This window comes from Pedobacter aquatilis, assembly GCF_032678405.1.
GTDB classification, from domain to species: Bacteria; Bacteroidota; Bacteroidia; order Sphingobacteriales; family Sphingobacteriaceae; genus Pedobacter; species Pedobacter aquatilis_A.
Window position 1 is genome coordinate 1 of sequence record NZ_JAVTSJ010000003.1, and the last position, 13,315, is coordinate 13,315.

12 protein-coding genes are annotated in these 13,315 nt (G+C 37.7%); 11 read left to right on the forward strand and 1 reads right to left on the reverse strand.

Annotated elements, in window-relative coordinates; genetic code table 11:
* The first annotated feature begins 308 nt into the window (after window positions 1-308).
* The 11 genes from R2R71_RS09310 to R2R71_RS09360 all read left to right on the forward strand — a co-directional run bounded on the left by R2R71_RS09310 (window position 309) and on the right by R2R71_RS09360 (window position 12,729).
* The gene (locus tag R2R71_RS09310) at window positions 309-1,241 is read left to right on the forward strand and encodes an outer membrane protein assembly factor BamD (RefSeq protein WP_316831002.1); all 933 of its coding nucleotides are present in this window, start codon (window positions 309-311) and stop codon (window positions 1,239-1,241) included.
* Between the two features lie 3 nt (window positions 1,242-1,244).
* Window positions 1,245-1,571 (forward strand): DNA-directed RNA polymerase subunit omega, encoded by a 327-nt coding sequence (locus R2R71_RS09315; RefSeq protein ID WP_316831003.1) that lies wholly within the window; start codon window positions 1,245-1,247, stop codon window positions 1,569-1,571.
* 18 nt (window positions 1,572-1,589) lie between these two features.
* Window positions 1,590-2,786, forward strand: a complete 1,197-nt coding sequence (coaBC, locus tag R2R71_RS09320) for a bifunctional phosphopantothenoylcysteine decarboxylase/phosphopantothenate--cysteine ligase CoaBC (RefSeq protein WP_316831004.1) — start codon at window positions 1,590-1,592, stop codon at window positions 2,784-2,786.
* The gene (locus R2R71_RS09325) at window positions 2,783-3,676 is read left to right on the forward strand and encodes a DUF4835 family protein (RefSeq protein ID WP_316831005.1); all 894 of its coding nucleotides are present in this window, start codon (window positions 2,783-2,785) and stop codon (window positions 3,674-3,676) included. The genes coaBC and R2R71_RS09325 overlap by 4 nt, the downstream gene beginning before the upstream one ends.
* A 291-nt stretch (window positions 3,677-3,967) precedes the next feature.
* The gene (locus R2R71_RS09330) at window positions 3,968-4,348 is read left to right on the forward strand and encodes a BlaI/MecI/CopY family transcriptional regulator (protein ID WP_316831006.1); all 381 of its coding nucleotides are present in this window, start codon (window positions 3,968-3,970) and stop codon (window positions 4,346-4,348) included.
* 1 nt (window position 4,349) lies between these two features.
* Complete coding sequence (locus R2R71_RS09335) at window positions 4,350-6,335, forward strand: M56 family metallopeptidase (RefSeq protein WP_316831007.1); 1,986 nt, start codon at window positions 4,350-4,352, stop codon at window positions 6,333-6,335.
* Window positions 6,336-6,432: 97 nt separating this feature from the next.
* Window positions 6,433-8,085, forward strand: a complete 1,653-nt coding sequence (recN, locus tag R2R71_RS09340) for a DNA repair protein RecN (RefSeq protein WP_316831008.1) — start codon at window positions 6,433-6,435, stop codon at window positions 8,083-8,085.
* A gap of 45 nt (window positions 8,086-8,130) precedes the next feature.
* Window positions 8,131-9,366 (forward strand): carboxypeptidase-like regulatory domain-containing protein, encoded by a 1,236-nt coding sequence (locus R2R71_RS09345; protein ID WP_316831009.1) that lies wholly within the window; start codon window positions 8,131-8,133, stop codon window positions 9,364-9,366.
* 84 nt (window positions 9,367-9,450) lie between these two features.
* Entirely contained in the window at window positions 9,451-10,686 is a 1,236-nt protein-coding gene (locus R2R71_RS09350) for a carboxypeptidase-like regulatory domain-containing protein (protein ID WP_316831010.1), read from the forward strand.
* Window positions 10,687-10,747: 61 nt separating this feature from the next.
* Window positions 10,748-11,815 (forward strand): PA0069 family radical SAM protein, encoded by a 1,068-nt coding sequence (locus R2R71_RS09355; RefSeq protein ID WP_316831011.1) that lies wholly within the window; start codon window positions 10,748-10,750, stop codon window positions 11,813-11,815.
* Between the two features lie 41 nt (window positions 11,816-11,856).
* Window positions 11,857-12,729 (forward strand): hypothetical protein, encoded by an 873-nt coding sequence (locus R2R71_RS09360; RefSeq protein ID WP_316831012.1) that lies wholly within the window; start codon window positions 11,857-11,859, stop codon window positions 12,727-12,729.
* Window positions 12,730-12,777: 48 nt separating this feature from the next.
* Here the strand turns inward: R2R71_RS09360 and R2R71_RS09365 are convergent, their stop codons facing one another.
* Window positions 12,778-13,296, reverse strand: a complete 519-nt coding sequence (locus R2R71_RS09365) for a CAP domain-containing protein (protein ID WP_316831013.1) — start codon at window positions 13,294-13,296, stop codon at window positions 12,778-12,780.
* Between the last annotated feature and the right edge of the window lie 19 nt (window positions 13,297-13,315).

Consider the following 13,315-nt stretch of genomic DNA (forward strand, 5'->3'; position numbering starts at 1 on the left):
GGCAAATACAATCCTGGATCTGGAAAACAGATCGAAACAATATAAACCCGGGCATAATGGATAACCCGCAGCAAAGTGAGGATTTAGAAGGAAGATAGGGAGTAACAACTATGTAGTAGAACAAACCGGCCTTTGCTAAATATTTTAATACTACTAATAGATGCTTAACACTAATACCCGAACCCAACCCAGCATCCTTATATATATGTTAAAATTTGTTAACTGCTATTTACTACTGATTTGCTTTACATAGCTTAGCGGCCAATTGTTTTTATTGATGTTATCGTATTATTAATTATCTTTGCAGAATGTTTAAAGTTAAACACTTAATTATTTTAGTATTTGTTGCCGCTATTGGTATGGCTGGCTGTAAAAGCCGTTTTGAAAAACTAAGGGCCAGTAACGACGTAAAAAAGAAATACCAGGAAGGGATTAGATTATACAATAGCAGGAATTACAGCAAAGCTTTGGTGCTTTTTGAAGATTTATCTCAAAAATATCGCGGGCGTGAGGAGGCTGAAGGTTTAAACTTTTATTACGCAAATACATTATACAGGTTGCAGGATTATACGACTGCGAGATACCAGTTTAAGAGTTTTGCAGATACTTACCCTGCCAGTAAAGATGCTGAAGAAGCTCGTTATATGGCAGCATACTGTTATTATTTAGAATCACCTGTATTTTCTTTAGACCAGGAGAATACTTATAAGGCCATTGATGCTTTACAATTGTTTATAAACTTATACCCTACCAGTGAGCGTGCAGCCGCTGCAGCTAAATATATTGGTGTATTAAGAGGTAAACTTGAAGATAAGGTTTTTGAAAATGCAAAAATGTATTTAACAACCGGACCAAGTAATGCAGATAACTATCGTGCGGCCGTTATTGCATTGAAAAATGCACAGCGTGATTATCCGGATATTAAATATGCAGAGGAGATGGACTTTTTGATGATTAAATCTCAATACATGTATGCTAAAAACAGTATTCCTGTTCGTCAGGAAGACAGATACAATGAGGCTACTGATTTGTATAATGAGTTTACCGAAAATTATCCAAAAAGTAAATTTACCGATGATGCTAAAAGACTTAAATCGGATATTGACGCTGGGATAGCATTTAATAAACAAGAAATGGCTACTTTTGCAGCCGACCAGGCTAAGTATATGGAAATGCTTAAAAGAACTGGCAAAATTAAAGATACAACGAAAGTTAACACCACAGATACTAAAAATAAGTAACACATGAATACTAACAAACCTGCTGTACCAAATACTACGGTTACCAGAAATGTACACGACTTAGATAAATCAACTGATAATTTATACGAATCATTAGTGGTTATTGCTAAAAGAGCAAATCAGATTTCCAACAATATGAAAGAAGAGTTGCATGGTAAATTAGCAGAATTTGCATCAAGCAACGATAACCTGGAAGAGATTTTCGAAAATCGTGAGCAAATTGAAATCAGCAAGCACTATGAGCGTATGCCTAAGCCTGTTTTGGTTGCAATTGATGAATTTTTGAATGAAAAAGTTTATCACAGAAATCCTGCTAAAGAGCAAAAATAATCAGTATAGGGCACAAACATGCTCAAAAACAAAAATATAATCCTTGGCGTTTGCGGCAGCATCGCAGCATATAAGTCGGCATTTTTAGTCAGGCTTTTGGTTAAAGCTGGTGCAAACGTTAAGGTTATCCTTACCCCTGATGGTGCTAATTTCATTACACCGCTAACCCTCGCTACACTTTCTAAAAACCCTGTTTATACACAGTACTTCGAAGAAGAAACTGGTGTATGGAGCAACCATGTCGAGTTAGGCCTATGGGCCGATTTGATAATTATTGCACCAATAAGCGCAAACACCCTTGCTAAACTGGCTACAGGCATCTGCGATAATCTTTTAACAGCGGTTTATCTATCAGCTAAATGCCCGGTATATGTTGCACCGGCTATGGATTTAGACATGTGGAAACATGAAAGTACACAGCATAATATTAACAGCATAAAGCGTTTCGGAAATATTGTTATTGCCCCGGAAAGCGGTGAACTGGCAAGCGGCTTGTATGGTGAAGGCCGAATGGCTGAACCTGAAGAAATTGTCTTATTCCTGGAGCATTCCATTAAGAAATCGATGCCCTTATTTGGCAAAAAAGTGCTCGTTACCGCCGGACCAACTTATGAAGCGATCGACCCTGTCCGTTTCATAGGAAACCACTCCTCTGGTAAAATGGGATTTGCCATTGCAGATGAGCTGGCAAAACTGGGCGCCGAGGTTACCCTGGTTGCAGGACCAACGGCCCAGAAGAGTAACCAGAGTTTAAACAGAATTGATGTGGTTAGTGCGCAAGACATGTATGCTGCCTGTACAAAACATTTTGATACAACAGACATTACCGTAATGTGTGCAGCTGTTGCCGATTATAAACCAAAAGTTATTGCAAGCCAAAAGATAAAAAAACAAGAAACTGAGCTGGTTTTAGAACTGGAAAAGACTACTGATATCTTAGCTTCCTTAGGAAAAAATAAAAGGAGTGGTCAGCTTTTAGTAGGCTTTGCTTTAGAAACAAACGACGAAGAAAACTATGCCAAGGCTAAGCTGAAAAAAAAGAACCTTGATTTGGTTGTTTTAAATTCTTTGAACGATAAAGGAGCAGGTTTTAAATCGGATACAAATAAAATAACTATTTTTAACAAGGCACTCGAGAAAACGGTTTTTGAAATGAAATCGAAAAACGAAGTGGCTAAAGATATTTGTAAAGCTATTTTAGCATTATTAAAATGATAAAAAGGATTGTTTGTTTCTTGTTGCTGATCGGCTTTGGTAAACTTCAGGCACAGGAACTTAATGCCAGGGTACAGCTATTGGCTCCGCAGGTTTCAAACATCAGCAAGCCGGGCCTTGAGGCTTTGCAGAAAACAATCCGCGATTTCTTAAACAACAATAAGTTTACTAACGAAACCTATAAACCACAGGAACGGATCGATTGCAATTTCGTAATCACCATTAACTCCTGGGATGGTGGATCAGGTTATACGGCTGAAGCACAGATTCAGAGCAGCAGACCAGTTTTCAATACCACCTACAACAGCACTTTATTGAATATGAGCGATAAGAATTTCGACTTCGCTTTTAATGATGGCGCTGTAATCGATTTCTCCGACCAGAATTACATCTCAAACATCAGTGCGCTCCTCACCTATTACGCTTATACCATAATCGGTTTGGATAAAGACAGCTTCAGTAAAATGGGTGGCACACCTTATTTTAAAAAAGCACAAAGCATTATTAACCTGGCACAGGCATCGGGCAGCACTGGTTGGAAAGCTGCAGATGGACTTCGTAACCGTTTCTGGTTTAATGAAAATACATTAAACCCGATATTCGCCCCACTCAGAAATTTCATCTACAGCTATCACTCAAGTGGTTTAGACCAGCTTACAGACAACGATAAAGGTTTAATGCCAATAGTTAATGCATTATCTGATTTGCAACAAATGGATAAACAAAAACTGGGCTCCATTTTTCCTAATGTTTATTTCGCATCAAAAGCCGAAGAAATAACAAATGTACTTTCGAAATTAAATGCTCAGGAGCGCGCTAAAGCTTACAATATGTTATCGGAAATAGACCCTGCAAATATTGGAAAGTACGAAGGACTGAAACAAAATTAGTTTATTGATTAACTAAGCAGTTGTTTAATCGTTTAGCTTTTCAGTAGTACAGTAAACAAATATGCTTTTACCATTGCCCTGCAGTTAACCGGTTCAAACATTCTCCATTTCAAACAGGTGCAACTTTTTCTCCTATCCCGTGTCTTATAATCAGCAAGCAGTTAGCTATTATCGAAATTAACCACTTCAAATACCGATTACGGCACAATAGTTAAAAATTTGTTAAAATATTTTGATAATACGAATATCTTCGTACATTTGATTACGAAATAATTCGTACAACTGTAACATATGAGCAATAACAACATCAAACCAACCGAAGGCGAAATGGAAATCTTACAGGTACTCTGGCAAAAAGGCCTGTGTACGGTACGCGAAGTTCATGAAGCTTTGGATAAAAAAGACTCGGGTTATACCACCACCCTTAAGCTGATGCAGATTATGCATGAGAAAGGCATGGTTGAAAGAGATACGAACCAAAAAACACACATATATAAGGCCATTGTAAGCCAGGATAAAACGGAGAAGCAACTGGTTAATAAAATGATCGATAATGTTTTTAACGGTTCGGCAGCAAGACTGGTAATGCAGGCTTTAGGTAACCACACGGCAAGCGCAGATGAGATAGAGGAAATAAAAAAGTATTTGGAAAAATTAGAAAAAGACAACTAATATGGAAACTTTAGTACAACAATTTATCAAAGCATTTGGCTGGAGCATTGTGAATTCTTTATGGCAGAGTGCTTTAATCTACGGCGTTTTATTTATCGTACTACTCAGTTTACCCAAACTGGCCGCCAAATATAAACACAACCTTGCTTTTGGTTCAATCGTGTTAATGTTCGGTTGTTTTGCTTACAACTTTATCAGCCATTTATTAAAAAATGTACCAGGCAAAACCAACGTTACAAATATTGCCACTTTAGAAGCCTATCAGTATTTTAACAATGTACCCCAAAGCCTCAGCAGTAAAATTGAACAGTACTTTCCCCTCGTAGTAGCTTTCTACCTGATTGGTATTGCATTACAATTGTTTGTTATTGGCAAAGGTTACAACCAGCTTTCTAAACTTAAGAAAAATAACCTCAGCAGTATACCCGATAGCTGGAAATTGATTTTTGAAAGCGTTACTGCCAATCTTAAAATTAATAAAACCATAAAATTCCATTTGTCAGAAATTGTTAATGTTCCCCTGGTAATTGGTTACCTGAAACCAGTAGTATTATTTCCATTGGCTTTGGTAAATCAGCTGGATAACGAACAGGTTGAAGCTATTTTGATCCACGAACTATCGCACATCAGAAGAAACGATTTTCTTTTAAACCTGATTAAAACCGCTATTGAAACTTTTCTTTTCTACAATCCATTTGTTTGGATGGCAGGCAGATTTGTTCATATTGAGCGTGAACACGCTTGTGATGATTTAGTTTTAAAAGTTACAGGGAAACCATTAAACTATGCCCATGCACTACTAAAACTAGAGTTAATAAAAGATAAAACCAGTCCGGCCTACGCCTTAGCAGCTACCGGAAAAACCCAGAACCTGTATCAACGCATTAAAAGAATAACCAACATGAAAACGAATTATTTAAACGCCAAGCAACAAATGGCAGCCTTAACATTGGGCGTTGCCTGTATATTCTCTATTGCCTGGATTAATCCGGCAGAAAGAAAAAAAGAAGAAAAGAAAACTTTAAATCAGCATATTTTACAATTAAAAGCGATTGCAGATCAAAAGCCGGTTATTTTCCTGGATACGACGAAAAAACGTAAAATTAAGATTGTAACCATTGATGCCAGCGGTAAAAAAACGGAATACAATTCATTAAAAGAGTTACCTGATAGCTTAAGAAAAGACTTTTACAGAGACGAACTTTTTGGCGATCGTAATGCCTTTGTTTATCAATATGATTCGGCATTTAAATTCAGGGATACAGCATTCAGAAGCAAAATCTTCCGTGATTTTAGCTCACCTGAAGCTCGTGCCAAATGGAAAAAGTTTGGTGAAGATGTTGCCAAAGAATATAATTCTCCTGAAAACCGTGCAAAATGGAAAAAAATGAGTGAAGACATGGCCAAAGAATATAATTCTCCTAAAGCACAGGCAAAGTGGAAAAAAATGAGTGAAGATTTAGCGAAAGAATACAATTCACCGGAAGCACAGGCGAAGTGGAAAAAATTTGGCGAAGACATTGCTAAGGAATATGGTTCACCAGAAGCACAGGCAAAATACAAAAAAATCGCAGATGATGTCCTTGCCAGCATTCGCACGGAAGACTTTAAAATAAAACTGGATTCAAACGCAAGGTTATCAATGACTGAATACATGGGAATGGCATTGAAAGAACTAAGTGCTCCGGAATGGAGAACTGAACTGGATGAATTACGTAAACAAAGGAACACCAAAGATTATAGTAAAAGCCAAAGGGAACTTAGTTCAAACTTCCAGAAAAAGTTCAGAGAAAAATATGGCGAACCAAATACACGTAATTCAGAATCGGTAAGGATATTAATCGATAGAAATGATAAAGTTAAAAACTCAGAAGAATACCAGAAGCTGAAACAGAAATTCGATAAAGAAGTGAAAGAATTAAGGGAGAAAATGGAGAAGAAAGAGCAAAAGGAAAAAGCAGAACGTCCTGAAAATCCAGAACAATAAAACCAACCAGATTATATTGCAGGCGGCGAAGATAAATCTTCGCCGTTTTGCTTTTGTGGCAAATCTTAAAATAACTTTTTAGTATTTTCGCAGAGGTATGCTACAAAAACTTTCAATACGTAATTACGCATTAATCGATAGCCTTGATATCGAATTCGATAAAGGCTTAAACATTATCACTGGTGAAACCGGTGCCGGTAAATCCATTATTCTGGGCGCATTGTCTTTAATTCTGGGTCAAAGGGCCGAGAGTAAATATTTCTTCAACCAGGATAAAAAATGTGTTATTGAAGGAACCTTTTTATTGAATGATGAAAACCTACAGGTCCTTTTTGAAGAAAACGACCTCGATTTTTATCAGGAAAGCACATTAAGAAGGGAAATCTCGATCGACGGAAAATCAAGGGCTTTTATAAATGATACCCCAGTTAACCTCTCACTGTTAAAACAAATCGGTGAAAAATTAATCGATATCCACTCTCAACACGCCACACAGGAAATTAACGACCCTGAGTTTCAACTATTAATTGTCGATTCACTTTCAAATCATAATACTTTACTGGCCGATTACCGCGCCGGCTTTAAGAAATTAAAATCAGACACTCTTCGTTTAAAAAAGTTGATCACTGAGGCTGATGAAGCAAGAAGTAAACAAGACTATGAACAGTTCCTGTTTAACGAACTGGAGCAGGCCAGTTTAAAGGATAATGAGCAGCAAGAGTTAGAGGCAGAACTCGAACGCTTAACACATGCCGAAACCATAAAAAGAGCTTTGCTCACGGCATCAGGCTTATTAACAGAAAGCGAACCTTCGGCAATGCAATTGCTAAAAGAGGCACAGTTACAGCTGCAAAGCATCGAAAAGTTCGACACCAATATCAGTAGCCTGTTCGAAAGGCTTCGCTCATCAGTAATTGAAATTAAAGACATTGCAGCCGAAACGGCAGCAATTGAAGAAAATACCCTGCACAGCGCTGAGCGCCTGGAAGCTATAAACCAGCGTCTTGATTTATTTTACTCCTTACAACAAAAACACCGGGTTTCGGATAATACCGAACTCATCGCTGTAAGGGATCAACTGGAAAATAACTTAAACCAGTTATTATCATCTGATGAAAATATTGAAAAACTACAACTGGAAGTTGAACAACTCAGAAATGCGTTGACAACAAAGGCAAATCAGCTTAGCGGTAACAGAAAAAAAGCAATAAGTTTAGTTGAGGAACAAACAGCACTGACCTTAAAAAAAGTGGGTATGCCAAATGCAAAACTGGTATTAAGCCAGCATGCATTGCCCGAGCTCGGAAAAGATGGTTTAGACGAAATTAACCTGCTGTTCTCTGCAAATGCCGGTCAGGCACCAGCGCCCGTAAACAAGGTAGCATCGGGCGGTGAATTATCTCGGTTAATGTTAGCCATAAAAGCATTATTAGCACAACATACTTCCCTCCCAACCATTATTTTCGATGAAATTGATACTGGTATATCGGGTGAAACAGCACTTAAAGTTGGTGAAGTGATTACTGCGTTAGGAAACAATATGCAAGTCATTTCAATTACACATTTACCGCAAATTGCCGCTAAGGGTAAATCACATTATTTTGTTTATAAAAATGATGAAGGTGGTAAAACAACTACAGGCATCCGCAAGTTAAAGCAGGAAGAACGTATTGCTGTTATTGCTGAGATGTTAAGTGGTAAAAACCCTGGCGCATCAGCCATTGAAAACGCAAAAGAATTACTGCTCTGATCAATTTCATTTTTTAAACTAACAAATTAGTTTATATTTGTTTCAATGAAACAGCTTATTCTTTTTTGTTCACTTATCTTTTTGTCTGTAAGCGCTTTTGCACAGCAAAGCTTTACGCTTTCGGGTATTGTTAAAGATAAGCGAGGTGAAACCCTCCCCGGCGTTGGTGTTTATGTTAGTGGTTATAAGATTGCTACCGTTACCGACGACAATGGCAAATACAGCTTTAATCTGAAACCTGGTAATTATGACATTCTTGTTCAATCGATTGGCTTTAAGGCATTAACCCAGAATATTATTATCAGCGATAAAGCATTAACGGCAAACTTTGTGCTCGAGCAGGATGCCGTTCAGTTAAGTGAGGTAACCATTAAACCCGACCCCAATCGTGAAGGTTATATCAGGATGTTTACCGATTTTTTCATTGGAACTACACCAAACGCTGCCCAATGTAAAATTATAAACCCAAATGTACTCATTATCGATTACAGCAACGACGATTCTAAATTAACGGTAAAAACCAACCAGTTCCTCATTATCGAAAACAAAGCTTTGGGCTACCGGATAAAATATCAGCTCAATAATTTCGAGTTCGATAACAAAAGCAAGATTATTTATTACGAAGGTTATCCTTACTACGAAGATTTAAAAGGTGGTAAAGGGCAGTTGAAGCGTTGGGCGGCTAAACGTGAAATTGCCTATCGCGGTTCAACTCAACATTTTTTTAACAGTCTTTACAATGGTACTTCGAAAAACGAAGGATTCATCATCAATAAACTGATAAAGCAGGTAGATAAGACGCGGCCACCAGACAGTCTGATCAACTTAAAATTAAAGCAATTCCGTAGCCTTGCGCAAAGTTCGGGTAAAATTACTTTATCAGTCGGAGGAAACGATTCTTTAAATTATTGGGCAAAACAAAAGAACAAGCCTAAGGAAATGTCTATACTAAGCAGAGCTGAAGTTTTACCCGATACGCTGGTAAAAAAATATAATGAGAGCATAAAGGGAATTAATTTCACCGATATACTTTACGTAGTTTATACCAAAGAAAGAGAAGATCCTCTTTATGCGAACCGTATTGGAATGTCTGTTTCGCGGCCGCTGGATATGCCCGACTATCAGGTTTCACTGATCAACCTTCAGGTTGCTCCGGTGTATTTCTACGAAAACGGCGGAACGTACAATCCAAGGTCAATGCTTTTCCAGGGTTACTGGAGCTGGGAGAAAATTGCAGATAGCGTACCCCTCGATTATGTGCCATTGCCCGCCAAACCCTAACTACTCAAATGCTTAAATGTTAAATTTGTTAAAATCAACAAAGCAGTTTAATATTTATTATTCCATTTGGTTACATTCGCTCTTATGATTAAAAGCGCTATCCTGTTTGTATTGTTCCTTCTTCTGGGTTTCAATGTTTTTAGTCAGGTTACTTTTTCCATAAGTGGAAAAATCAGGGACAACAAAGGAGGATTACCGGGTGCAGGTGTTTATTTAAGTGGTTACAAAATTGCCACAGTGGCCGATAATGACGGAAATTTTCACCTATCCAACCTTAAACCTGGTAGTTACGATTTGCTGGTGCAAATGGTGGGCTATCTACCCTTTTCAAAAAGTGTCATCATTTCCGACAAATCAGTACAGGTAGATTTACTTCTGAAAGAAAATACCGTTCAGCTTAATGAAGTTACCATCCGGGCCGACCCTAACAGGGCCAAGTACATCAAACAGTTTACCGAATATTTCATCGGTATTACCCCTAACTCCAAACAATGTAAAATACTGAATCCGCAGGTTTTAAATGTAGATTTCGATGTAACCAAAAGCTTATTAACTGTTAAAACCACAGAATTTTTAATCGTCGAAAATAAGGCCTTAGGCTATCGCCTGAAATACATGCTCGATTATTTTGAATACAACAGCCGCACTCGTATAATTTATTTTTCGGGCCATCCTTTTTTCGAGGAACTAAAAGCATCAGCGGCCAAAAAGAAAAAATATATTGAGGCAAGGGAAACAGCCTATTACGGTTCATCACAACATTTTTTTAGATCGCTTTATGAGCACAAAAGCCTGGAAGAAGGTTTCCTGATTAATAAAATTATAAAAATACCCAACCCGAACAGATACCCGGAAAATGTTATCAATGAAAATATTGCGCAGATAAAAACTGTTGCCGAAAAAACCGGTATCAGGAAAGTTGCCGGAAAAATTGATGCCGGCCTGCTGGAATTCTGGACGAAGCAAAAGGAAATGCCAAAGTTCATTGATAAATTCAGCAGAGCTGATGTAAATCCCGATACACTTGTTCATGATTACAATGAAAACTTAAAGTGGATGAATTACACTGAGGCACTTTGTGTTCAGTATACGAAAGAAAAAGAATCCCTTGCCTATTCAAATACAGGATTCTGGGTATTCCGCCCGCTCGATGTTCCTGAAAATGAAATCTCTGTAGTCAGGTTAACGCAAGCGCCGGTTCGTTTTTACGCCAATGGAGGCATTTACGATTCACGCTCCATGTTGTATGAAGGTTATTGGGCTTACGAAAAAATTGGCGACATGGTTCCAATGGACTATATCCCCTTAGAACGCCGGTAAATATATTAACAACTTCTTCACATCAGCTAAGAATTACTAAAAATATTAGTAATTTTATGGTATGATGAACGAGGAAGAAAATCAATATTTCAAGGGAAGGGGCGCACAGTTTAATCCACATAATAAATTTCTTAAAAACACTTACGTTAAAGCACATGAGGAAGGAATTGACGACTGGGAAGAAAGCGATCATAAAACGACATTTCTTTTCGAAAACTCCAAAACGGTAGTCAATAAAGTGGATAGCCCTGATGTTGGCATGGCGTACTCCCTCAATCCATATCAGGGCTGCGAACATGGCTGTACTTATTGTTATGCCCGCAATGTTCACCAGTACTGGGGATACAGTGCCGGATTGGACTTTGAACGGAAAATCATCGTAAAAAAAGATGCACCTGCCCTTTTCAAGAAATTTCTGGAGAAAAAAGGCTGGGATGCCACAACCATTTCCCTTTCAGGAAATACTGATTGCTACCAACCCGCCGAAAGAAAGTTTAAGCTAACCCGGCAACTCCTTGAAATTGCCCTTGCTTACAAACAGCCTATCGGGATGATTACCAAAAATTCGCTTATTCTAAGAGATATCGATATTCTGCAGGAAATGGCAAAGCTTAACCTGATAATGGTTTATTCATCAATTAATAGCCTCAACAACAAGCTCCGCCTCGCCATGGAACCAAGAACAGCTACAGCAACGCAGCGGCTAAAAGTTGTGGAAACCCTGAGCAATGCGGGCATACCTATGGGCGTTATGGTTGCCCCTTTAGTACCTGGATTAAGCGACCATGAAATCCCAGCCGTTTTAAAAGCGGTTGCCAATGCAGGTGCAATTAGGGCAGGCTACACGGTGGTAAGACTAAATGGTGCCATCGGACAGATTTTTGAAGACTGGCTACGAAAAAATTTTCCCGATCGCTTTGATAAGGTATGGCACATGATCCAGAGTTGCCATGGCGGCAATGTAAACGACAGCAGGTTTGGCGACCGGATGCGTGGCGATGGGAATATTTCTAAAATGATAAGGGATAACTTTAAGTTACATTGCCGCCTTAACGGCCTCAACTTAAAAGAAATTATGCTAGACCATAGTTTATTTAAAGTTCCCGGCTCGCAAATTTCATTATTCTAGTTTTTACTTGTCAATTAATTGATTAAAACTTAGTTTTAAAAATGAATATTGCTTTAATAACTTACGAAGATAAAGGTGCTTATGATAGTCCGACGGTTGAAAGTGAAGATGACAAACTTCTACTATTCTTAAAAGAAAAAGGCTTAAATATTGAAATGGTAATTTGGAATGATGAAAAAATTAATTGGGAAAATTATCAGCTTGCAATATTAAAATCACCCTGGGATTATTTTGATTTATATGAAGATTTTAAAACCTGGTTAAATCTTTTGGATGAAAAAAACATCAGACTTCTAAATCCAATTGATGTTGTTAGATGGAATGCCGATAAACATTATTTAAAAGATATTGAGTCGGCTGGATTAAATATTACACCAAGTATTTTCATTACTAATGGTGAGGAAATAAATCTTAATGCTTTTTTTGAAAAATTTAATACTGATAAACTTATTGTAAAACCTTGTATTAGTGGTGGGGCTAAAAATACATTTAAGGTTACATTAGATAATGTTGAAGAGATTAATCAAAAGCTGAGGTTACTTATTATAAAAGAAGATTTTATTATCCAACCATTTCTACCGGAAATTTTAGAAAATGGAGAATGGTCGTTTATTTTCTTTAATGGTGTTTACAGCCATACTTTAGTTAAAAAAGCAAAACAGGGTGATTTTAGAGTGCAACCAGCGCATGGTGGCTCTGTACATATCCAAAATCCAGATAAAGTTTTAATAGATATTGCAGCAAAATATGTCGAGCTTTTCGCTAAGAATTGTCTTTACGCCAGAGTTGATGGCACATTTGTAAATAATCAATTTTTATTAATGGAGCTAGAACTTATCGAACCATTTTTATTCTTAAATACTTCTGCTCAGAATTATGAGAATTATTATAATGCTTTAAAAGCAATGATTTAGTTAATCAAAAGTTTTCATGGCAATTGTATAGCCAATGTCATGAAAACTTTATTGTCTACCAAACTCCTGGGTCCAGTATTTACCATCCTTTGCTGCCCCCATCTCTTTAAAGCTAGCGCTCATGATATTTTTACAATGGCCCTCACTGTTAATCCACGCATCAAAAACGGCTTGCTCATTTTGCTGGCCTGCAGCAATATTTTCACCATAAGCCATCCATTTGTAGCCTGCCGCTGTTATCCTGTCGCCAGGTGTTCTTCCATCAAGTGAAGTATGGCTAAAATAATTATTGGCATTCATATCTTTACTATGTGCCAGGGCAGCCGCAGCCAGTAAGTTATTCCAGGTTAAAGTGGCAACAGGTGGCATAACCGTTGTACCACAATTACAACCGGAGGTCCGTTTTTCATTAACCAGCTTTAATAGTAAATCGGCATTTAAGCCTGTCGCTACCGGAGTTCCGGGTGCTGAAGTTACAACATTGGTTTCCGGTACGATTTCCGTATTTTTTTCGCAGGATGTAAAAAGCAAAAACATGCAAAGGCATGGCAATAAAAATCTCTTCATTAAGGATAATTGTATTTTA